The organism is Chloroflexota bacterium (genome assembly GCA_015478725.1).
Classification (GTDB): domain Bacteria; phylum Chloroflexota; class Limnocylindria; order Limnocylindrales; family CSP1-4; genus C-114.
This window is the reverse complement of record JADMIG010000005.1, coordinates 123,916-145,386: the sequence shown is the minus strand read 5'-3', so window position 1 is coordinate 145,386 and position 21,471 is coordinate 123,916. Positions and strand designations below refer to the sequence as shown.

Sequence of the window (21,471 nt, the reverse complement as noted above, 5' to 3'; positions counted from 1 at the left end):
ACGCCCACCCCGATCCCGATCCCGTGCACCCCCGCGAACGGCTGCACGTTCAACACGCCGCCGCCGCCGCCGCCGCCGCCGCCACCACCACCGCCGAGCGCCTCGCCGGTCCCCCTGCCGACCCCGGCCCCGTCCGTCCTCCCGACGCCGGCGCCGATCCCCACCGCCACGCCGTCGGCGGCCTCGCCGTCGTCGACGCCGGCACCTACGCCGTCGGCCACGCCGTTGGCGGCCAGTGCCACGACGACGGGCCAGCCGCCGCGACAGACGGGTCCCACCCCGAGCGGTCCGGGACCGAATCCGGCGGGCGCTGGCAGCACACTCGGATCCAGCGGCAGCGGTCCGGCCGGTTCGCCGGGCTCGGCCGGCACGCAGTCGGGCGTCGGGCCTCTCGCTGATGGCGGCGCGGCTGCGGGGTCCGGGATCCTCGGCGTCGGCGGTTCGCCGGCCGGGACCACCGGCGGTGGTCAGGCTTCCACGCCGACCGACCGCGGTATCGCCGGGCTCGGATTCGGTGGGGGCATGCCGGCAACCGAGCGGATGATCATCGCCGCGATCTCGACGACCACGACGACGACCGCCGCCATGGCGTTCCTCTTCTTCAACAAGCGGCGGCGCGACGGACTGCCGCCGGCGCCGGACGAGGCCCTCGCCGCGGACGCGCGACGCATGGCGACGACATCGAGCGCCGATGCGGCGATGGGCATGGGCACGAACCGCGGCGCCGGCACGACCCTGGGCATCCCGGCCGACGAGCTGGCGATGCCGCGGTGGCGGCGTCCGTCGCTCATGGCGGCCCGGAAGTCCGACCCGCTCCGCTATGGATCGACGGAGGTTCGGCTGTCGTTCGAACACGGCCTCGTCGGGCCGATCGAGGGCCGGGAACGCCGCCGGATCCGGTACCGGGTCGTTCGTCTCCTCGACGCCCCCGACGAGCTCCGTTCGTCCGAGATCGGCGCCCTCGACGAGGGCGACGAGGTCCAGCTCCTCGAGCGCTCCGGCGCCTACTGGCTCGTGCTCTGTCCGGACGGCGGGCGCGGCTGGGTCCACAGGATGACCCTCGACGACGCCGTGGATGAGGGCGCCGCGTCGGCGGACCGTTCGTTCGCGGAGGCCACGGACGATCTCGCTCCCGACCTCCTTCAGACCTACCTCAGGATCCGCGGCCAGGAGGCATGACCTCGGTCGATCGGCGCGCCCGTCGACGAGCGCCCCCCGCGTCCTCGCGACGGAACACGAGGATGTGCTGGTGGGCGATGTTCGGGACGAACGATCGCGGGTAGCCGTATGGGCGCAGGCGGGTCCCCGCCTGGTACCAGATGAGGTCGCCCTTCGGGACGAGCCCCACACCCGCGGCCCGGGCTGCAAGATCCGCACCGGTGAACCAGTACCGACCGTCCTGGTAGGCGTCCCGCACGATGAGGCACGCATAGCGAGTCGGGCGGAGGACGCGCCGGAGCTCCCCGAGGACGATCGTCATCCGGTCGAGGAAGGCCGGATAGTCGGGGCTGTTCGCGAGGTCGGCGGGGTCGGCCGTGATCATCGCGTAGTCGGTCCGGCGGTTCGGATGCGCCGTAGCGAGGGGTCCGCCCGCCATCGTCAGCGCGAGCTGGACGTTGTACGGCGGGTCCGTCGCGATGACATCGACCGAGCGATCCGGGAGGGTCGGCAGGATCGCGAGGGCGTCGCCGAGGCGAAGGTCGCAGCCGGCCGGGTCGAACGACCGCACCCCGCCGGGATCGGCAGTGCCGAGGTCGACGAGGAGCGGCCCCCGGCCATCCCGTTCGGCGCACAGCGTTCGGACGACGTTCTCGTAGGTCGAGATCCAGCGGGGATCGAGCTCGATGCCGAGTGCCCGGCGCGGGCCCCGGGCGATGGCCGCGCCGAGAAGCGTCCCACCGACGCCAGCGAACGGGTCGAGGACGATCTCGCCGCTGCGGCTGAAGAACTCGATGAGGCGGGCCATGAGACGTGGCGGCTTGTTCGCCCCGTGGACCTTGCGGAGCGCGTGGCCGAGCTCCGACGGATACGCGGTGGTCCAGACGGACTTGGTGAAGTAGAGCCACTCTTCGCCAGGCAGCTCGTTGAGCGTGTTCGCCGGGTGGGCGGATCGGCGCGGTTCCGTCATCGCGTGAGCGTACCCGGCGAGCGCGTCCGGCGCGATCGGCCAGGTTCACCGGGTGATGCGCGCGGGCGTCGGATGAGGACGCCCGGCAGAGGCCGACCATAGAATGGGCCCATGCCCAGCAGCTACACGAGCGCCCGTTTCGTGGGCCGTGAGCGTGAGCTCGCCCGGGTGGCGGCGACCCTCGAGCACGCCAGCGAGGGGACCTCGACGACCCTCCTCCTCGCCGGTTCCGGAGGCATCGGGTCGTCGCGTCTGCTCGATGAAACGAGCCTCCGCCTCGCGTCGCTGACCGATCCGTTCACGATGATCCGCGGCACCGTTCGCGCCGCCGACCGGGAATCGCCCTACGGCCCGGTCGTCGCCGGACTGGCACCGGTGCTCGCCGCGCTGGACGACGAGGACCTGGGCGCGATCCTCGGTCCCGGGATCGCCGAGCTCGGCCGCCTGTTTCCGGTCGAGTCGGCGCGCCTCGAGCGCTCGGTCGCCATCGGCCACAGCGCGCACATCGCCCCGGAACGTCGACAGACGCGGGTCCTCGAACGCTTTCTCGGCGTCCTGTGGGCGCTCGGAGAGCGGAGGCCGGTCCTGCTCGCGATCGAGGACCTGCACCGGGCCGACCCGGCGACTCGATCGCTCGTGACGTTCATCACCCGCATCTCGCGGCGCGGACGCCTCGCCGTACTCGCCACGTTCCAGCCGGACGAGATCACCCGCCCTCATCCGTTCAGCGCGGACCTTGGAGCGATGGCCGCCACGCCGCATCCGGCCGAACGGATCGACCTGGCCCCGCTCGATCGACCCGAGCTCGCGGAGCTCGTCGGAGGGATCGAAGGCGAGCGGCCGTCCGCGGCCCTGCTCCTCCTCGTCGCCGAGCGCTCGCGCGGCAATCCCCTCGTGGCGGAGGAGGTGCTGCTCGCGCGTCGCGACGGCGGCGGCGGCACGGGAGCCGGCGGACTCGAGGAACCCGTCCTCACCCGCCTCAGGCGTCGATCGCCTGAATGCCGCGCGGTCCTGCGCCTCCTCTCGGTCGCCGAGGGTCCCGTGACCCGCCGCGAGCTGACGATCATCGCCGCCGGCGTCGATGTCCCGACCGAGCGCCAGCTGCGCCAGACGCCGGCGCATCATCGCCGGGCTGCCGACGATCTCGATCCGAGCCTCGAGGCCGGTCTCGAGGAGGCGATCGGATCGGACTGGGTCGTCGAGTCGACGGCGGCGAGCGGGATCCCGGTCATCGGGTTCCGGCACGAGCTCATCGGTCGTGCGGTCGCCTCCGATCTCCTGCCGCACGAACTGCGGCGACACCGGGCGGCGCTCGCGGCAGCCTTCCACGATCGTCCGGCCGCGGCCGTCGGTCACTGGCTCGCCGCCCACGACGTCGGTCGCGCACGGACCACCGCGCTCGAGGCGGCCGGAGAGGCCGAGGCGGTCGGCGCCGCGGAGAACGCGCTCGGGTTCCTCGAGCTCGCCCTCGAGCTCGTCGAGCCCGTCGGCCGGACCGCGGACCTGACGAGCGGCACCACGGCGGCCGAGGGCCTCCCGGGGCTGCTGGCGCGCGCCGCCGAGGCTGCATTCGCCGCCGGTCGCGCGCCGCGCGCCGCCGCACTCGCGGAGGCCGCGATCGTCCGCCTCGACGAGCGTCGGGATCTCGTTCGCCTGGCGCTGCTCCACGAGCGGCTGGGCCGGTATCGACGCTCGCTCGGCGATCCACAGGGCGCGCTCGTCGCCCATCGTCGGTCCGTGGAGCTCGCACCCAGGACGTCCACGCGAGAGCGTGCCCTCGTCCTCGCCTCGCTGGCCCAGGTCCAGATGCTCGACGGATCGTTCCGGGAGGCTCGACAGACTGGCGAGGAGGCCCTTCGCATCGCCCGCGAGGTCGGGCTCGACGCCGCGGACGTCGAGACGCACGTGCTCACCACTCTCGGCGTGAGTCTCGGCTGGGGGGACGACCCCGAGTCGGCGGTGGATCAGTTGCGAGAGACCGGACAGCTGGCGATCGAGCGGGGTGACCTCGAGGAGCGGTTCCGCGTCCTCGCGAATCTCACGACGGTGCTCGATCTCATCGGCCGTCGCGACGAGGCGGTGACGATCGCCGAGACCGGGATCGCCGAGGCGCGCATGGCCGGCCTCGAGGCCGCGTTCGGCAACTTCCTCCGCGGCAACGCCGCGGAATCGCTGTTCCTCCTCGGCCGCTGGCCGGAGAGCCGATCGCTCTCCACTCGGGCGCTCGAGTGGAGCCTCAGCGGCGCGGACTTCGTGAACGCGATCGTCAACCTCGCGGTCGTCGAGATCGAGTCGGATGGCGGCGACACAGCGGGCCGGCTCCTCGGACAGCTCCTCGTGGAGGTGGAGGTGGTCCCCGATGCGCAGTCGTCCGTCCCCGTGTACCTGGCCGCGGCGTCATACGCCCTCTGGCGGACCGATGTCGGGGATGCGCGACGGGCGAGTGAGCGGGCGTGGACCGCCGCGCGTCTGACCGAGGATTGGGTCCTCATCGCCCGGACGGCACAGACGGCGCTTGAGGTGCAGGCGGCGATCGCGCTCGACGCACGCAGCCGGAGAGACCTCGCGACGATCGCCGCGGCGAGGACCCGTGGCCGCGACATCCTCAGCGAAGCCGAGGCGGCGGTCGAGGGATCGGGGGTCGCGAGGACGATCGGTTCACGCCGGGCCGCCGATGCGGCGATCGCGACGGCCCGCGCGTTCCGCCTGCGACTCGACGGGCGCGACGACCCGACCGTCTGGGCCGCGGTCGGCGATCGTTGGGCCGGACTGCACGAGCCGTACCAGGTCGCCCGGGCCCGCTGGCATCAGGCGGAGGCGTACCTCGGCGGCGGTCGAGATGCGCGGTCGAATCGATCGGAGGCTCGGGAGCCGCTGATCGAGGCCTACGACATCGCCGTCGGGCTCGGTGCGGGACCGCTCCAGCGGACCCTCATCGAGCTCGCCGGCAGGGCCCTGATCCGTCTCGCGGCCACATCCGAGTCGGAGGACGAGGCGAGCCAGGCGTCTCTCGCCGGCACCCGGACGGCCGGGTCGGCGACCACCGCCGCGCCCGTCGGGGGCGCCCTCGCCCACATCGGGGCCGCCGCGACGAGCGCCCTGCTCGCCCGCGATGAACGTACCATCCGGACGACGCCCGGGCCCATCTCGGACCTGGTTCGAGGGTTCATCGGGGACCCGTCGCCTCGACGCCCGGATCCGTTCGGGCTGAGCCCGCGCGAACGCGAGGTGCTTCTCCTCATCGCCCAGGGCCGGACGAACCGCGAGATCGGCGAGCGGCTGTTCATCAGCCAGAAGACGGTCGGCGTCCACGTCGGGAACATCCTCGCCAAGCTCGCGGTCTCCGGCCGCGTCGAGGCTGCTGCCGTCGCCATCCGGCTCGGCATCACCGACGGGAACTGAACGCGTTGCTGCGGCGGGCGGTAGAGTGAGCGCGGAACCCATCGACCTGCGTCGCCCGGAGTCCGCCTCCTCCCCCGACCGCCCGCCTGTGAGGTTGATCGACGACATGCGTTCATCTGTGAACCTGCGCCCCGCCCGACTCCTCCCGCTCGCCTTCGCCATCGGCCTGGCGGCCGGGGCATGCACGAGCACGGCCGCACCCGGCTGGACCTTCGCGCCACCCCCGCCGGCGACGCCGTCGCCGGCTGCTTCAGCCGCTCCATCCGCGGGAGCATCCGCCGGGGCCTCGACCGGAGCCTCGCCGTCCGCGGCATCGTCGGCGGGCGCCCCCGCCAGCAGCGGCGGCGGCGGAACCGCGATCAAGGAGACGGCCCAGAACATCGCGTTCGTCGTGGCCGACCTCACGGCCCCCGCGAACCAGGCCTTCCAGATCACGTTCGACAACGAGGATCCCGGCGTCCCTCACAACATCGAGATCAAGCAGGCGGACGGCAGCGTCGCCTTCAAGGGTGCCATCGTCACCGGTGTCATCACGACGACGTACGACGTGCCGGCGCTGGCGGCAGGGACGTACCCGTTCCAGTGCACGGTCCATCCGAACATGACCGGGACGCTGACGGTCAAGTAGCCGGATCGGGACCCGCTTCTCGGGATCGGAGGCTTCGCCGGTGGCTGATTCGATCGCCGCGATCGACGCCTACGCTCGGTCCGTGGAGGCGCGCGTCCTCTCGATCGATCCGGCGGATCGGTCCCTCGTGGTCCTCGATCGGACCGTCTTCTATCCGGGCGGTGGTGGCCAACCCGCGGACCGGGGACTGTTCCTCCGCTCCGTCGACGGACGACGCTGGACGGTCGCGAGCGCCCGCCGGGCGGGATCGGACGTCGTCCACCTCCTCGACCTGGGCCAGGACGATCCGCCGGCGGTCGGCGATCTCCTCGAAGTCGAGCTCGACTGGGCCCGACGTCACCTCCTGATGCGGACGCACACGGCGCTCCACGCCCTGTGCGGCGTCGTGTGGCGCGACTTCGGGGCGCAGGTCACCGGCGGCAACATGGAGCCCGGCTCGGGCCGGATGGACTTCGAGTTCGAGCGGATGAGCGGCGAGCTCGTGGCGACCATCGAGGAGACCGTGAACCGCGAGCTTCGTGCGGAGCGAGACGTCCGGGTGGCCATCCTTCCGCGTGACGAAGCATTCGCCATCCCCGATCTCATCCGGACGAAGATCAACCTCCTGCCCGCGGGCATCGATCGGATCCGGACCATCGAGATCGTGGGGCTCGACCTCCAGGCGGACGGGGGCACCCACGTCGCGAACACGCGGGAGGTCGGCACGATCCGGGTCACCGGCTACGAGAGCAAGGGTCGGATCAACAAGCGGATCCGCGTCGAGGTCCTGGACGAGCCATCGGCCGGTTGAAGGCCAGCGGGTCGAGGCCCGGCACCGCCGCAGGGAGGCAGGCGAGCGCCACGGGTCGTTGCTGACGGTCCGCACGTTGTGGGCGGTCCGCACGTCGTGGGCGGTTCGGAAACCGGCAGATGGTCACCAGGTGGGCGCTCGTCACCGCGGCGTCGGCCCCGACGATCCTCCGGGCCCGTGGCTGAGCGTGGCGTCGGGGAGGTGGGCCTCGCGAACGTGGCGAACGCTCGCCTGGAGCGCATCTGGCACGATCGGCCGGACCAGCGCCCGCCTGATGCGCATCTGGCAGGATCCGCCACCCGGAACCGACCTGACGGAGGCGGACGAGCTCAGGCGCCGCGCCACCGCCGGGTCAGACCGCTTTCACCGCGGTGACGAGCGCCTGGAGACCGTCCTTGGCGTCCGCGAAGAGCATCCCCGTCTTCGGGTCCGCGTACAGCTCGTTGTCGATGCCGGCGTAGCCGCGACCCATGGAGCGCTTGATGACGATGATGGACTTCGCGTGGTCGACGTCGAGGATCGGCATGCCGGAGACCGGCGAGCCGGGCCGCCGGGCAGCCGGGTTCGTCACGTCGTTCGCGCCGACGACGAGCGCCACATCCGCCCGGTCGAACTCGGGGTTGATCTCCTCCATCTCCTTGAGCTGGGGGTACGGGACGTTCGCCTCGGCGAGGAGGACGTTCATGTGGCCCGGCATCCGCCCGGCCACCGGGTGGATCGCGTATTTCACGTCGACGCCGCGAGACTCGAGGAGCTCGGCGAGCTCGCGGACCTGGTGCTGCGCCTGGGCCACGGCGAGGCCGTAACCCGGGACGACGATGACGTGCTGCGCGTAGGCGAGCTGGATGGCGGCATCGTCCGCGGTGATCTCGCGGACCGATCCTCCCGCGCCGACGACGGCCGACACGACGCCTTCGCCGCCGCCGAAGCCGCCGGCGATGATGTTGAGGACGGAGCGGTTCATCGCGTCCGCCATGAGCTTCGTGAGGATCCCGCCCGACGCGCCGACGAGGGCGCCGCTGATGATGAGCACGGGGTTGCCGATGACGAAGCCGGCCATCGCCGCCGCCGTCCCGGTGAAGCTGTTGAGCAGGCTGATGACGACCGGCATGTCCGCACCGCCGATCGGCAGGACCATCGTGATGCCGAAGACGAGTCCCGCCGCCACGACGACCGCGAGGACGACGACCGTCGCCCCGCTGCCGAGGCTCAGGCTGCCCGCGGAGTCGAGGATGAGGGCGATCGTTCCCACGACCGCGACGATCGCGATCGCCACTGTCACGGCCCGCCCGCCGGGCACCTGGATCGGCTTGCCGGCGATGAGTCCCTGGAGCTTGCCGCCGGCGATGAGCGAGCCGCTGAACGTGATCGACCCGATGACAGCTCCGAGCACGACGAAGATCGTCGTCGAGAGGTCCGCGCCGATGCTCGAGAGGCGGATGAAGTCGCTGGTCGCGACGAGCGCCGCCGCCCCACCGCCCACCGCGTTGAAGAGCGAGACGAGCTGCGGCATCGCGGTCATCTTCACGTTCCGCGCGGCGTAGAGTCCGGCTCCACCGCCGATGGCGAAGCCGACGACGATGATGATCCAGGCCGCGGCGCTCATGCCTCCGGGACGGAGGGCGAGCCAGCCGAGCGTGGCAACCACCGCGATCGCCATCCCGGAGGCGCTGAGCCGGTTCCCGTTCCTGGCCGTGGCCGGCGAGTTCATCTGGTGGAGGCCGAGGACGAAGCACGCGGCCCCGCTGAGCCACGCGAGATAAGCGATGGTGGTGATCCACTCCTGGGACATCGGCGCGGTCCTGGGCTACGCGCCGGGGGCGCCGACGGACCCGGGGGCGCCCTCCGGATCGGCGGCGACCTTCGGGGTCACGGGCTTCTTGCGGAACATCTGGAGCATCCGGTCCGTGACGACGTAGCCGCCGACGACGTTCATCGCCCCGAAGACCATCGCGACGAAGGCGAGGAGGTAGGCGAGCGGGTCGTTCGCGTCCGCGGCGATGAGCATCGCTCCGACGAGGACGATGCCGTGGATCGAGTTCGCGCCGGACATGAGCGGCGTGTGGAGCGTCGCCGGGACCTTGCTGATGACCTCGAACCCGACGAGGATCGCCAGGGCGAAGATCGCCAGGGAGTTGAGGAGCTCGGGGCTCATGCGGTGGCACCTCCGGCGGCCGGCGTCGCCGGCTGCAGCAGCTTCTTCGTCGCCTCCTGGACCACCGCGCCGCCGTGCGTGATGACGGTCCCGGCGGTGATCTCCTCGCCGAAGTCGAAGGCAAGCGCTCCGTCCTTCACGAGGTGGAGCAGGAGCGCGCCGATGTTCCGCGCGTAGAACATCGAGGAGCCGGCGGGCATCGTGGCCGGCAGGTTGTCCGGGGCGATGATCGTCACCCCGTTGTCCGTGACGATCGTCTCGCCCGCCCGGCTCAGCTCGACGTTGCCGCCGAGCGCGGAGGCCGCCATGTCGACGATGACCGACCCGGCCTTCATGCCGTGGACCGCCGCTGCCGTGACGAGGAGCGGCGGACGCCGTCCGGGCACCTGGGCGGTCGTGATGACGATGTCCATGGCCGCGATGTGGCCGTTGAGCTCGGCCTGCTGGGCGGCCTGCTCCTCCGGGGTGAGCTGGCGCGCGTAGCCTCCGGTCCCGGACGCGTCGGCGACGGAGCGGAGGACGAGGAACTGCGCGCCGAGGCTGGCGGCCTGCTCCTTCGTCTCCGCGCGCACGTCGTACGCCTTGACGACGGCGCCGAGCCGCCGCGCGGTGCCGATCGCCTGGAGGCCGGCCACGCCGATGCCGAGGATGAGGACATTGGCGGGCTTGGCAGTGCCGGCGGCGGTCGTCAGAAGCGGGAAATACCGCCCGTACGCGTTCGCCGCGATGAGGACTGCCTTGTAGCCGCCGACATTCGCCTGGCTCGAGAGGGCATCCATGGTCTGCGCCCGGCTCAGGGTCCGCGGCAGCGCGTCGAGGCTGATGGCGGTCACCCCCGCCGCCGCGAGCGCCGCCATGAGGTGCGGATCGAGCAGCGGCTGGAGGAGACCGATCACGGTCTGCCCGGATCGCAGCCTGACCGCCTCCGCCGCGGACGGCTTCTGGACCCGCAGGATGACGTCGGCGGTCGCGTACAGCGCATTCGTCGTCACGATCGTGGCGCCCGCGTCGGCATATGCCGCGTCGGGGATCGAAGAACCGGCTCCGGCGCCGGCCTCGACGAGGATCTCGAGCCCGGCCGCCGTCAGCTTGCCGAGCGCTTCGGGTACCAGGGCGACGCGCCGTTCACCGGCCGCGGTCTCCCTGGCGACGCCGACCTTCATGGGCACCACCACCTGGGGAAGAGGGATCCGTGGGTTGGTTCGAGTGTCGGGGCGCAGTCTAATCGGTGGGATCGACGAACGTCGGCCATGCCCGCTCGACGGGTACGTCAGATCCGGCCGCCGGCCGCGAGCGTGACGAGCGTGAGCAGCGCGACGTGGGCGGCCGCGCTGTAGAGGATCGAGCCGGTCCGCCAGTCGAGCCACCCGAAGATGGTGCCGCCGAACAGTGCGGAGAGGGTCTCGAGCTCCGGCTTGCCGAGGTGCGAGAACGCGAACGGCACGGCCGCAACGAGGATGGCGAGCGGGCCGATCGTCCGCAGGAGGGCGAACATGAGAAAGCCGCGGAAGAGGAACTCGGCAGCCCCGAGATCGAGGGTGTTCGTCAGGATGAGGTCCGGGGCGCCGGTCGCGCTCGGAGCGTAGTAGGCGCCGAAATCCGGTCGCTGGCCGAGCCAGATCACGACGGGGGCGAGGACGACGACGCCGATCCCGGCGAGGGTGACCCCCGCTCGCCAGTCGCCGAGCCTGAGGCCGTAGCGTCGCGGATCGTCGCGGAACAGGCCGACGACGATGGCGAGCGGGACGATCCCGAAGAGCGCAAGCCGCTCGAGGGCGACCGTCCGCATCGCCGCCGGGTCGCGACTGAAGAGGATGTCCGCCGGCAGGAAGTTGCGGTGGTAGTCGGCGAGGAGGACAAGGACCGTGGCGACGATCGCGATCGCCGGGCGGATCGGCAGGTCGAGGCCGGCGAGCCGGATCGTGGCCCGATCCCGGGATGTCACGACGGCGACTCCCGGGTGGGGTGCGGCGGCGACGAATGCCCGGCCGAGCCGGCGCCACCAGATCGGCCCGGAGCCTCCGGCGGGGGACGTGTCCACGACTTCGAGACTACACCGCGGCTACACTCCGACGCTCAGGGCGGACAGGAGGGCGAACGGGCGATGTCGATCGATCGGGCTGACGGCGGCCGGTCGTTCGGCCTCGCGGTCACCCAGGGCCCGATCGTCCTCGACGGCGGGCTCGCGACCGAGCTCGAGGCGCAGGGTGCCGATCTGCGCGATGCCCTGTGGTCGGCCAGGCTCCTCGTCGAGGATCCGGACGCGATCGTGCGGGCCCATCTCGCCTTCTATCGAGCCGGAGCTCGGGTCGCCACGACGGCGAGCTACCAGGCGTCGTTCGCGGGGTTCGCCCGACGGGGGATCGACGCCGCGGCAGCGAGGGACCTCTTTGCGCTCAGCGTGCGCCTCGCCGACGAGGCTCGCCACCGCTGCGCGGACGAGGTCGCCGCCGGTGCGACTCCGCCGGGTGCGACCGGCGGCCCGGCTCCGGCGGGTGCGACCGTCGCTCGATATGTCGCCGCCTCCGTCGGGCCGTACGGAGCGACGCTGGCCGACGGCTCGGAGTATCGAGGCCGCTACGGGCTCTCGACCGCCGACCTCCGCGCCTTCCACGCTCCCCGGATGGCGGTCCTCGCCGGCGCGGGCGCCGATGTCCTCGCCTGCGAGACGATCCCCGAGCTCGAGGAGGGAGCCGCGCTCGTCGGGTTGTTCGAGGAGCTCGAGACCTCCGGCTGGCTGAGCTTCACCTGCGCCGATGGCGAGCGTCTCGCAGGCGGCGCGCCGGTCGAGGACGCATTCGCGCTGGCCGAGTCGTCACCGCGGGTCATCGCGATCGGTGTCAACTGCACGGCGCCCGAGCACGTTGACGAGCTCCTTGCCCGTGCGCGCTCGGTCACGGATCGGCCGCTCGTGGTGTACCCGAACAGCGGCGAGCGATGGGATCCCGTCGCGGGGCAGTGGCAGGCGGTGCCGGCGGCGCCGTCCTCGCGGGTCGACGGAGCGGCGGCGCGTCGGTGGGTGACGGCCGGCGCCAGGCTCGTCGGCGGCTGCTGCCGCGTCACCCCGGCGACCATCGCGGGGATCGCTGCCGTGGTGGACAGACCGTCGCCGGCAGCGGGCGGATCGTGACGCGACCGGGCCGCCCAGGATCGCGCCGGCTGCCGGGACGCCGCGAGAGACGATTCCCGGCCGTCGCCGCGGAACCCGCCGGACCGGGCATCGGCGGCGGCCGGGCCATCCTGGAACGGGAGATCCGGCTCCTCGGCGCGCTCCTCGGCCAGGTCATCGCGGAACAGGGCGGGCGGGAGCTCTTCGACGTCGTCGAACGGACCCGCCGCCGCCTCGTCCTCGCTCGCCGCGCGGAGGATCCCGGAGCCCGCGATCGTGCCGCGAGGGATGTCGCCGCGGAGATCGCCGGACTCGATCTCGAGCGGCTCGAGACGGTGGCCCGGTCGTTCACCCTGTACTTCCAGCTCGTCAACCTCGCCGAGGAGCGTGACCGGACGCGTCGCCTCCGCACCGCAGCGCGCCGCACGGCGGCGCCGCTTCCCGGCTCCGTCGACGAGGCCCTGCTCCGGCTCGTCCGCGACGACGGCGTCGGCGCGCTCGGGCCGGCGCTCCGACAGCTCGCCGTCACGCCGGTCCTGACGGCGCACCCGACGGAGGCTCGGCGTCGAACCCTCCTCGTGGCGCTCCGTCGCATCGGCCGCCTGCTCGGGCGACTCGAGGATGCGCGGGCCACGCTGGAGGAGGACGCGGATGCCCGCCGCCGCCTCCGCGAGGAGATCTCCATTCTCTGGCGGACGGCCGAGATCCGGTCCGTGGCACCGAGTCCGCTCGACGAGGTGCGGGCCGGTCTCGCGTTCTTCGACGAGTCGCTCTTCACGTCCGCTCCGCGGCTCTATCGGTCGCTCGACGCGGCGTACGACCGGGCGTGCGCCGCCCTCGCGGAGCGGGATCCTGCCGCGCGGACCGTGCCCGCCGCGCCGGCCGTGGCCACCGACGCCGGCCGGACCGGCGCGCGGCCGCCCGCGATCCGGCCGTTCCTCCGCTACGGCTCGTGGATCGGCGGCGACCGCGACGGCAACCCCCACGTGACGGCCGACGCGACCGTCCACGCGATCCGGATCCACGCCGACCACGTCCTTCGCGGATACGAGGCGGTGACAGCCCGTCTCATGCAGACGATCGCCGTCGCGGTCGCACCGGATCGTGTCGATCCCGGACTCGCGCGCGCCCTCGCCCGCGACGCGGAGGAGCTGCCCGACACCGCCCGTCAGCTCGCCCGGCGCTTCCCGAACGAGCCGTATCGCCAGCGATTCGGGGCGATGGGCGAGCGACTTCGGCGGACGCGGGCAGGGTTGACCGCACAGCCCGGACCCGGGACCGGCCGCTACCCGGACGCGGCCGCCTTCGATGCCGAGCTCACGGTGGTCGAGACAGCGCTCGGCGCGGATGGCCTCGGACGCGTCGCCTGGGGCGAGGTGGCCGAGCTGCGGTGGCAGGTCGCGACCTTCGGATTCCACCTCGCGTCGCTCGAGATCCGCCAGCATGCCGCGGTCCATCGGGCGGCCCTCGCCGCGCTCGCCGCCCGCCACGGCCCCGGCGCCGAGGTCGACCTCCGAACCGAGATCGCCCCGGGGGTGACCCTCGGCGAGGTGATCGCGACGTTCCGTGCGATCGCCCGCATCCAGGCCCGCCACGGCGAGGATGCCTGCCGCCGTTATGTCGTTTCGTTCACCACGTCGATCGAGGATGTCCGCGCGGTCCTCGAGCTCGCCGAACGGGCCGCTGACCCGTCGATCGTCCCAGGGGCCGCGACGGCCCTCGCCGATCTCCCGCCCGGGACGCCGAGCCTGGACGTCGTGCCGCTGCTCGAATCCGCCGTGGCACTTGAGCATGCGGAGGCGATCCTCGACGCCCTCCTCGATGATCCCGGCTACCGCCGTCACCTCGACACCCGTCCGGACGGGCAGGAGGTCATGCTCGGCTACTCGGACTCGTCGAAGGAGTCGGGATTCCTCGCCGCGACCTGGCTCCTCCATCGAGCTCAGGAGGGCCTCATCCGATCGGCTCGTCGCCACGGCGTGCGCCTCACCCTCTTCCACGGCCGGGGTGGGTCGATCGGCCGCGGGGGAGGGCCGGCCGATCGGGCGATCCTCGCCCAGGCTGCCGGTTCGGTCGCCGGGCGGCTCAAGTTCACCGAACAGGGCGAGGTCATCGCCGCCCACTACGGCAGCCCCGACCTCGCCCGCCGGCACCTCGAGCAGATCACGGCCGCCACCCTCCTCGCATCGAGCCCGACCCACGAAACGGCGGTCGACCGGGCTGCGGTCGACGGAGCGCCGATCCTCGCCGACCTCGCCGACCGGGCCCTGCGGGCCTACCTCGATCTCGTCGGATCGCCGGGGTTCCTGCGGGTCTTCGCCGAGACGACGCCGATCCGGCAGATCGCCGGGCTCGCCCTCGGGTCCCGTCCCGCGTCGCGTCCGGCGGCCGCATCCGCCGCACTCGAGGACCTGCGGGCCATCCCGTGGGTCTTCGCCTGGTCGCAGGTGCGGGTCAACCTGCCCGGCTGGTACGGGATCGGATCCGCGCTGGGGGAGGCGATCGCCGCCGGCGGGCCGGAGGGCCTCGCCCGGCTCCGGGCCCTGCGGGCGGTGTGGCCGTTCTTCGCCTCGCTCCTCGACGCCGCGGAGATCTCGCTCGCCTGGACGGATATCGCGACGTTCGAGCGCTATCTCGCCCTCTCCGAGGGGCCGGAGGCGCGGGCGGTCGGCGCGGAGATCGCCACGGAATACGAGAGGTCCGTTCGGGCGATCCTCGCGCTGTCCAGCCGCGATCGGCTCCTCGCCGACGATCCGGCGCTCGCCCGGTCGATCGCCCTCCGCTCGCCGTACATCGACGCGCTCTCGTCGCTCCAGGTGGATCTGCTCGGCCGGCTTCGATCGACCCGCTCGGGCGAACCGGAGGAACAGCTCCTTCGGCGCCTCGTCGGCGCGACGCTCGGCGGCATCGCCGCCGGCCTGCAGACGACCGGTTGATCGTGGTCCCGTCCCAGGTCGAGCTCCGGGCTCCCGGTGGAGACGCTGTCGCCGTGGTCGACATCGGCGCCGGCGGTCGGCTCGCGTCGCTCGTCCTCGGCGGCCAGGAGCGGCTCGTCGGCTCGCCTGCCCCGGACGATCGGAGCGTCCACTGGGGATCGTTCCTCATGGCGCCATGGGTCGGCCGGATGGCCGAGGCGAGGCTCGCGTGGGACGGTCGAATCCACCGGCTGCCGGCGGACCATGGCCGCCACGCGCTCCACGGCCTCGTGCTCGGCCGCCCGTGGAGCGTCACCGAGGCCGGCGATGGCCGCGTCGACCTCGATATCGCGCTCGGACCGCTTGGCTGGCCGTTCGGCGGACGGGCGCGCCAGTCGATCCGCCTCACTGCCGGGCACCTGACCATGACCGCGGAGCTCCGGGCGGACGTCGTCGCCATGCCGGCGGCGCTCGGCTGGCATCCGTGGTTCCGGAGGCCCGCCACGGGTGACATCGCCGTGACCGTCGCGGCGAGCGAGGCGCTCGAGCTGACGACGGACCTCATCCCCACCGGGCGCCGGCTCGCCGTCGATGCGAACTCGGACCTCCGGGCCGGCCCGGCCCTCGCCGACCGTCGTCTCGACACCGTCTACGTCGACGTCGCGTCTCCCGTCCGACTGGCGTGGCCGGACCTCACCCTCACGATGGAGTTCATGCCACCCGTCTCGACGGTGGTCGTCTACACGCCCCGCGCGGCCGTCTGCGTCGAACCGATGACCGGCTGGCCGGACGCGGCGGCGCTCGCGGCGGCTGGCGTGACGGGCACCGGCCTCGTCCGCCTCGAACCGGGCGGCAGCCTGCGCGCGGTGACGACATGGCGATGGCGGTGACGGCGCGCTGGCGGTGGCACTGGCGGTGGACCGCCGCCTGGCGTAACCCATCCGAAAGGTGCCCTCCCCGAGAGTCGGCTGCGTCACAACCGCATGCGACCCTCGCGGCCGCTCAGGAGGCAACGAATGACCCCAGAAGACCAGATCCCGGAGCTCGCTCCGGTCCCGGCCGTGAAGCGGAAGGCGGCACGGGCGAAGACCGCGGCGATGATCGCCGGCTCCATCCTCATCGGCGGAGCCGTCGGCGCGGCGGTCTTCGTCCCGGCGCTGGCCAGCGCGCAGTCGAGCACCGCCTCGCCGACCGCGCCGGCGGTCGCCACCGCGACCGCTTCGTTCGCGCCGGGTACGACGAACGGCGGCGCGGGCGGAGGAACCGCTCACATCGGGGATCTCGCGGTCGCCGCCAAGGCGATCGGGATCAGCGAGTCAGACCTCGCCACAGCGCTGGGCGGCGGCCAGACGATCGCCGCGGTGGCGAAGGCGCACAACGTCGATCCGGGGTCGGTCATCGCCGCCCTCGTCGCCGACGATCAGAGCGAACTCGCGGCCGCGGTCGCGGCCGGCAGGATCACCCAGACCCAGGCCGACGCGGAGAAGGCTGAGATCACCCAGCGCGCCACCGATCAGGTCAACAACAGCCACCCCGGACCCGGCAAGGGTGGCCCGGGCTTCCGGCACCAGGAGGCCGTGAGCGACACCTCGGTGGTCGCCAAGGCGATCGGGATCAGCGAGTCCGATCTCACGACCGCCCTCGGCACGGGCCAGACGTTCGCCGCGATCGCCAAGGCGCACAACGTCGATCCGGCGACGGTCATCGCCGCCCTCGTGGCCGACGGCCAGAGCGAGCTCGACGCGGCGGTCAAGGCCGGGACGATGACCCAGGCTCAGGCAGACACCGAGAAGGCGGAGCTCGTCCAGCACGCCACCGACCAGGTGAACAACACCCGTCCCGGGCCCGGCAAGGACGGACCCGCCATGGGCCATCGGCCCGGCGACAACGATGGGAACGGCTCCTCTACCCCGGGCTCGTCGGCGGCGCCCGCGTCACCTTCGACGAGCGGCTGACCGAACCGTCCACTCACCCAAGGGACCCCCGGATCGAACGACTCGGCCGGGGGTCCTTCCACGTCAGACGCGTCCTGCCTCCCGACGGTGACCGTGGCCTATCGCCGGCGTCGCGCTATCATCCCGGCCCCAGCCGACTGGAGGCGCAGCACGGCGAGCTTCTCGATCCCTGAGCGGCCCGCTGGCGTCGGGCCGAAGAACATCCTCCGCACATCCGTGCGCGTGGGCGCGGTCGTCACCGTCGGTCTGCTCGGCGTCGCGGTCCTCGCGGCGGCCCTCGGGTGGTCCGCGCTCGGCCCACCGGTCGATGTCCCGACGACACCTGTCGCCCCGCTGACGCCGGCGTTCCTCCGGATCCTCGGCGCGGTCGCCCTCTGGTCGCTGGCCGTCGGGATCGCCCGCGGCAACTCCCTGGCCTGGTGGATGACCCTCGTCGTGGTCGCACTCGCGGTCCTCGCGGACCTGCCCTCGAGTGTGGCCGGTCGAGCGGACCTGGGGGTCGCGGTCCTCGCGGTTCTCGTCGTCGGGTTCCTCGTCAGCGGCCGCCACGATGACGTGGGCGGGGCTCCCGGCTGGGGTCGGTGGGTCGCGGTCGCGCTCGTCCTCCTCGGGCTCGGCTCGTTCGGACCGATCGCCGACGCCGTGCCAATGCTCCCGCAGGTTGCTCGAGTGGCGGTCGCGATCGCGGCGATCGGCATCCTTCGGCCGGCCCCCAGCGCGTCCGGCGGCGAGGGGTCGGTGGGCGAGGGGTCGGCGGGCGCCGCCGAGGCGGTCATCGCGGCGTCGGGGACCGGCGCGCTGCTCCCGTTCCAGCGGCGGCCCGGCATGCGGTCGTTCGTCGCCCGGTCCGGGGACTGCGTCGTCGTGTACGCGCGGGCCGGCCGGACCGTCGTCATCCTCGGCGACCCGATCGGACCGCCCGAGCGCTGGATTGAGGTCCTCCGCGAGTTCGGCGCCGCGGCTCGCAGGGCCGGCTGGATCGTCACCGTGTACCAGGCCACCGTGGACGCCCGCGACGCTCTCGGAGCGGCCGGCTTCGGACGGATCTTCCGGATCGGCCAGGAGGCGATCGTCGAGCTGACGACCTTCAGCCTCGCCGGCTCGCGGCGGGCCAACCTCCGGCACACGGTCACCCGGCTCCGGCGTGACGGCGGCTCGACCGCGTGGTTCCCGGAGGGGCTCGACGACGCAACGGCCGGTTCGATCGGGTCCGAGCTCGCCGGCATCGATGCCGCATGGCGCGTCGCGGCCGGACCGGAGCTCGGATTCACGATCGGCGCCTTCCGGCCGTCGGACATCCGAACCGTGCCGCTCGCGGTCGCGTTCGATCCGGCCGGCCTCCCGATCGCGTTCGTGACGTTCCGCCCGACCGGCGCCGACGGCGGTTTCGTCCTCGACCTCATCCGTCGTCGGGCCGGCAGCGTGCCCGGCGCGGTGGAGGCGTGCATCGCCGAGGCGGCACTCGGGTTCCGCGCGGCCGGGGCCCTGCGGCTGTCCCTCGGCCTCGCCCCGATCCATGGCCTGCGCTCGGACGCCGGTCCGATCGAGGAACGGTCCATCAGGTGGGCCGCGGAGGCCGTCGGACGCTGGTACGACATCGACGGGCTCGCGTTCTTCAAGGCGAAGTTCGATCCCGTCTGGATCGAGCGATCGATCGCCATCCGGCATCGCCGGGACGTCCTCGCGGTGGCGGTCGCGCTCGTCCGACTCCATCTGAGCAGCGACGGGCGGCTCGGCGGTGCGATCGGCGCGCTCCTGGCGCCCCTCCGTCGTCGGCGCTCGGTTAACGAAATCGTATCCTGACTTCATCCCTCGCCGGTTGCGGCTCAGGGTTATCTCAGGTGGACTGAAAGGGACGCATGACGATCAGGAAGAGCGCCCGCCACTCATGACCCAGGATCCCATCGGCCCCCGCGAGGTCGCCACGCGACTCCGCCGCATCGTCGTGTCCGAGCGATCGACCGTCATCGGGGTCGCCGTGGCTGCCGTCGCCGTCGCCCTCCTCTACGTCTCGGGATCGATGGCGGACACGGAGAACACCCTCCAGGTCATGGGCTTCGATCCCGACCGGGCAGCGCTCATCGGTGCGCTCACCGCCGGCGCGGTGGCGGGCGCCATCGTCTCGCTCGCCGGCGGGCGGTTCATCGTCGCCACCCTGACCGCCGCCGCCGCCGTGGGCGCCGGGTTCTGGAAGACGTTTCGCCACGAGAGCGGCACCGCGCTGAAGTCCAAGCCGCCCGACGGGGTGTTCGACCCGCTCGGCTGGACGCTCACCGTCCTCACCCTTGTTGTCGCCGCCCTCATCGTCGGCTGGGCGGCCGCGGTCCTCGGCGCGGACGTCCGACGCGCGATCCGTGCCGTGGCGGCCGCCGCGGGCTCTCTCGTCCGCGATCGGACGGGTCGGCGGCGCGCGCTCCCGAGGGTCGGTGCGGCGATCCTCGCCGCCGTCCTCCTCGCAATCGCGATCCCGATCTTCGGCGACATGATGAACTTCGCCCCGGACGTCCACATGCGTCGCGACGCGCCGGGCCAGGTGGGCCTCTTCGTTCCGGGCTCTGCCACGGGATCCGCGGCCGGCGCATCGTCGGGACCCACCTCGACCCGGGCGAGCGTGCTTGTGCCACCGGCGGACCTCGTCCCGGGTCCGGTCCCGGGTTCGCTCGTCACGGCGGGGGCGCTCTCGACCGCCCGTCCGTGGGCCGCGAATCCCCCGACCGGCGGCGGACGGGTGTACTCGGTCGCGCTCGCGGCGCCGTGGGTCGGCGGCCTGACGAAACACGCGACGATCGACATCTATCTGCCGCCGGGCTACGACAAGAGCACTGCCCGATACCCGGTCATCTACGAGCCGCATCAGCCGGCGTGGGCCTGGCAGCAGGGGATGCACTTCACGTCGATCCTCGATGACCTCATCCGGACCGGCGCCATGCCGCCCGAGATCGTCGTGTTCGTGGACCAGTACGGTGGACCGTACGCCGACAGCCAGTGTGCCGACAGCTACGACGGCAAGGAGTGGTTCGACCGCTACCTCGGCCAGATCGTGCCGGCCTGGGTGGACGCGAACCTGCGGACGATCCCGACCCGGGCCGCGCGGGCGCTGCTCGGCTTCTCGACCGGTGGCTACTGCGCGGCGGCGGCGCTCACCCATCACCCGGACGTGTTCGGTTCGGCGATCATCTTCAGCGGCTACTTCGTCACCGGCATCCGCACGTCCACGACCCCGACCGCATATCGCCCGTTCAACAACGATCCCGTGCTCGAGGCGAAGCTGTCGCCGATCAACATCGTCGCGAACCTCCCGGCCGCGGTACGATCGTCCATGTTCGTCGCCTTCTCGGCGGACCCGGGCAACACGTTCTACGGAGCGCAGATCACGGCGTTCGCCAAGGTGCTCGACGCGAACGGGGTGTCGGTCGCGATCCTGCCGACGCCGCTCGGCCACTCGTGGGCTGCCGTCCGGGAGGGGATCCCGGCCGTCCTGTCCATGCTCGCCGCGCGCCAGGTGACGCTCGGCGTCTTCACGGGGAGCCGGTGACCACCGACATGACCGAGCTCGACCGCCCGACAGCGGCCGCCGCGACAACGGCCGCCGCGGCGCCTCCGCCGCCTGAACGGGCGACGACGGACGCGCCTCCGGAGTACGACCTCAGCTACCGGGACCGGTTCTGGCCGGCCCGCGACTACGAGGACCGCTGCGATCGGCTCGCCCTGCGGGCGCTCCTGCCGCTCGCCGGCGTCGAGATCCTCGACATCGGCGCCGGATTCGGGCGCCTCGTGGACGAATACCGGGCGTTCGAGCGGGTCGTGCTCGCGGACGCCTCACCGGAGATGCTCGCGGCAGCCAGGGAGCGGGTCGGCGCCGACCCGCGGATCCGCGTCGTCGAGGCCGACGCGACCCGGCTGCCGTTCCCGGACGCGACGTTCGACGCGGTCGTCGCGATCCGACTGCTCGTCCATCTCGGCGATCCCGAGCCGCTCTTCCGCGAGGTCCGCCGGGTCCTCCGCCCGGGCGGGGTCTTCATCGTCGAGTTCGCGAATCGGCGGCACGCCCTGGCGATCGCCCGGTATCTCGTTCGGCGCCAACCGTGGTCGCCCTTCGGTCGCGGATCACACGAATATCGCGACAGCCATTTCGCCCACCAGCCGGGAACGGTGCGCCGCCAGCTTGCCGAGGCGGGGCTCACGGCCGACGCGACGCGCACGGTCTCGCTGTTCCGCTCCCCGTGGTTCAAGGCGCACGTCCCGACGCACCTCCTCACCGCCGTCGAGGCACGGCTCCAGGGTCCGCTCGGCCCGCTCGCTCCGGGACCGTCCGTCTACATCCGTGCGGTCCGCGGCGCCGATCGGGGATCGGCCGCCCCGGTGTGAGTCGGGTCGTCGACCGGCCCT

17 protein-coding genes are annotated in these 21,471 nt (G+C 72.7%); 11 read left to right on the top strand and 6 right to left on the bottom strand.

Annotation, left to right across the window (positions count from 1 at the left end):
* Nucleotides 1-371: hypothetical protein (locus IVW53_06215; GenBank protein ID MBF6605161.1), on the bottom strand; the 371-nt coding region annotated here is incomplete at its 3' end.
* 151 nt (nucleotides 372-522) lie between these two features.
* Here IVW53_06215 and IVW53_06210 point away from each other — a divergent pair.
* On the top strand, nucleotides 523-1,179 hold the full coding sequence (locus IVW53_06210; protein ID MBF6605160.1) for an SH3 domain-containing protein: 657 nt from the start codon (nucleotides 523-525) through the stop codon (nucleotides 1,177-1,179).
* Here the strand turns inward: IVW53_06210 and IVW53_06205 are convergent.
* Complete coding sequence (locus tag IVW53_06205) at nucleotides 1,154-2,128, bottom strand: hypothetical protein (GenBank protein ID MBF6605159.1); 975 nt, start codon at nucleotides 2,126-2,128, stop codon at nucleotides 1,154-1,156. The two genes, IVW53_06210 and IVW53_06205, sit on opposite strands and share 26 nt — an antisense overlap.
* Before the next feature lie 111 nt (nucleotides 2,129-2,239).
* Here IVW53_06205 and IVW53_06200 point away from each other — a divergent pair, with 111 nt between their 5' ends.
* From IVW53_06200 to IVW53_06190, 3 genes are all read left to right on the top strand, one after another.
* Entirely contained in the window at nucleotides 2,240-5,530 is a 3,291-nt protein-coding gene (locus tag IVW53_06200; GenBank protein ID MBF6605158.1) for an AAA family ATPase, read from the top strand.
* A gap of 106 nt (nucleotides 5,531-5,636) precedes the next feature.
* Nucleotides 5,637-6,158, top strand: coding sequence for a cupredoxin domain-containing protein (locus tag IVW53_06195; protein MBF6605157.1), 522 nt, complete (start codon nucleotides 5,637-5,639; stop codon nucleotides 6,156-6,158).
* Nucleotides 6,159-6,198: 40 nt separating this feature from the next.
* Nucleotides 6,199-6,948 (top strand): alanyl-tRNA editing protein, encoded by a 750-nt coding sequence (locus IVW53_06190; protein MBF6605156.1) that lies wholly within the window; start codon nucleotides 6,199-6,201, stop codon nucleotides 6,946-6,948.
* Between the two features lie 352 nt (nucleotides 6,949-7,300).
* Here IVW53_06190 and IVW53_06185 read toward each other — a convergent pair whose 3' ends face one another.
* The 4 genes from IVW53_06185 to IVW53_06170 all read right to left on the bottom strand — a co-directional run bounded on the left by IVW53_06185 (nucleotide 7,301) and on the right by IVW53_06170 (nucleotide 11,144).
* Nucleotides 7,301-8,740, bottom strand: a complete 1,440-nt coding sequence (locus IVW53_06185; protein MBF6605155.1) for an NAD(P)(+) transhydrogenase (Re/Si-specific) subunit beta — start codon at nucleotides 8,738-8,740, stop codon at nucleotides 7,301-7,303.
* Between the two features lie 15 nt (nucleotides 8,741-8,755).
* On the bottom strand, nucleotides 8,756-9,103 hold the full coding sequence (locus IVW53_06180) for an NAD(P) transhydrogenase subunit alpha (protein ID MBF6605154.1): 348 nt from the start codon (nucleotides 9,101-9,103) through the stop codon (nucleotides 8,756-8,758).
* Nucleotides 9,100-10,266 carry a Re/Si-specific NAD(P)(+) transhydrogenase subunit alpha gene (locus IVW53_06175; GenBank protein MBF6605153.1) on the bottom strand — a complete coding sequence of 389 codons (1,167 nt, stop codon included), beginning with the start codon at nucleotides 10,264-10,266 and terminating at the stop codon, nucleotides 9,100-9,102. Before IVW53_06175 ends, IVW53_06180 begins: the two co-directional genes overlap by 4 nt.
* 107 nt (nucleotides 10,267-10,373) lie before the next feature.
* Nucleotides 10,374-11,144 carry a CPBP family intramembrane metalloprotease gene (locus tag IVW53_06170; protein ID MBF6605152.1) on the bottom strand — a complete coding sequence of 257 codons (771 nt, stop codon included), beginning with the start codon at nucleotides 11,142-11,144 and terminating at the stop codon, nucleotides 10,374-10,376.
* 63 nt (nucleotides 11,145-11,207) lie between these two features.
* Between IVW53_06170 and mmuM the strand changes: the two genes are divergently transcribed.
* The 7 genes from mmuM to IVW53_06135 all read left to right on the top strand — a co-directional run bounded on the left by mmuM (nucleotide 11,208) and on the right by IVW53_06135 (nucleotide 21,450).
* Nucleotides 11,208-12,233 (top strand): homocysteine S-methyltransferase, encoded by a 1,026-nt coding sequence (gene mmuM, locus IVW53_06165; protein ID MBF6605151.1) that lies wholly within the window; start codon nucleotides 11,208-11,210, stop codon nucleotides 12,231-12,233.
* An 89-nt stretch (nucleotides 12,234-12,322) separates the two neighbouring features.
* Nucleotides 12,323-15,148 (top strand): phosphoenolpyruvate carboxylase, encoded by a 2,826-nt coding sequence (locus IVW53_06160; GenBank protein ID MBF6605150.1) that lies wholly within the window; start codon nucleotides 12,323-12,325, stop codon nucleotides 15,146-15,148.
* 2 nt (nucleotides 15,149-15,150) lie between these two features.
* The gene (locus IVW53_06155) at nucleotides 15,151-16,017 is read left to right on the top strand and encodes an aldose 1-epimerase (GenBank protein ID MBF6605149.1); all 867 of its coding nucleotides are present in this window, start codon (nucleotides 15,151-15,153) and stop codon (nucleotides 16,015-16,017) included.
* Between the two features lie 126 nt (nucleotides 16,018-16,143).
* Complete coding sequence (locus IVW53_06150; protein ID MBF6605148.1) at nucleotides 16,144-17,082, top strand: hypothetical protein; 939 nt, start codon at nucleotides 16,144-16,146, stop codon at nucleotides 17,080-17,082.
* Between the two features lie 87 nt (nucleotides 17,083-17,169).
* Entirely contained in the window at nucleotides 17,170-18,885 is a 1,716-nt protein-coding gene (locus tag IVW53_06145) for a DUF2156 domain-containing protein (GenBank protein MBF6605147.1), read from the top strand.
* An 85-nt stretch (nucleotides 18,886-18,970) separates the two neighbouring features.
* Nucleotides 18,971-20,617: a hypothetical protein gene (locus IVW53_06140; protein MBF6605146.1), complete on the top strand. Its 1,647-nt coding sequence runs from the start codon at nucleotides 18,971-18,973 to the stop codon at nucleotides 20,615-20,617.
* The gene (locus IVW53_06135; protein ID MBF6605145.1) at nucleotides 20,614-21,450 is read left to right on the top strand and encodes a class I SAM-dependent methyltransferase; all 837 of its coding nucleotides are present in this window, start codon (nucleotides 20,614-20,616) and stop codon (nucleotides 21,448-21,450) included. The genes IVW53_06140 and IVW53_06135 overlap by 4 nt, the downstream gene beginning before the upstream one ends.
* Nucleotides 21,451-21,471: the final 21 nt, after the last annotated feature.

Bases quoted from the DNA above. Each gene is read 5' to 3' on its own strand.
- IVW53_06210 (MBF6605160.1), top strand. From the start codon at position 523: ATGCCGGCAACCGAGCGGATGATCATCGCCGCGATCTCGACGACCACG.
- IVW53_06205 (MBF6605159.1), bottom strand. From the start codon at position 2,128: ATGACGGAACCGCGCCGATCCGCCCACCCGGCGAACACGCTCAACGAG.
- IVW53_06200 (MBF6605158.1), top strand. From the start codon at position 2,240: ATGCCCAGCAGCTACACGAGCGCCCGTTTCGTGGGCCGTGAGCGTGAG.
- IVW53_06195 (MBF6605157.1), top strand. From the start codon at position 5,637: ATGCGTTCATCTGTGAACCTGCGCCCCGCCCGACTCCTCCCGCTCGCC.
- IVW53_06185 (MBF6605155.1), bottom strand. From the start codon at position 8,740: ATGTCCCAGGAGTGGATCACCACCATCGCTTATCTCGCGTGGCTCAGC.
- IVW53_06180 (MBF6605154.1), bottom strand. From the start codon at position 9,103: ATGAGCCCCGAGCTCCTCAACTCCCTGGCGATCTTCGCCCTGGCGATC.
- IVW53_06175 (MBF6605153.1), bottom strand. From the start codon at position 10,266: ATGAAGGTCGGCGTCGCCAGGGAGACCGCGGCCGGTGAACGGCGCGTC.
- mmuM (MBF6605151.1), top strand. From the start codon at position 11,208: ATGTCGATCGATCGGGCTGACGGCGGCCGGTCGTTCGGCCTCGCGGTC.
- IVW53_06150 (MBF6605148.1), top strand. From the start codon at position 16,144: ATGACCCCAGAAGACCAGATCCCGGAGCTCGCTCCGGTCCCGGCCGTG.
- IVW53_06140 (MBF6605146.1), top strand. From the start codon at position 18,971: ATGACCCAGGATCCCATCGGCCCCCGCGAGGTCGCCACGCGACTCCGC.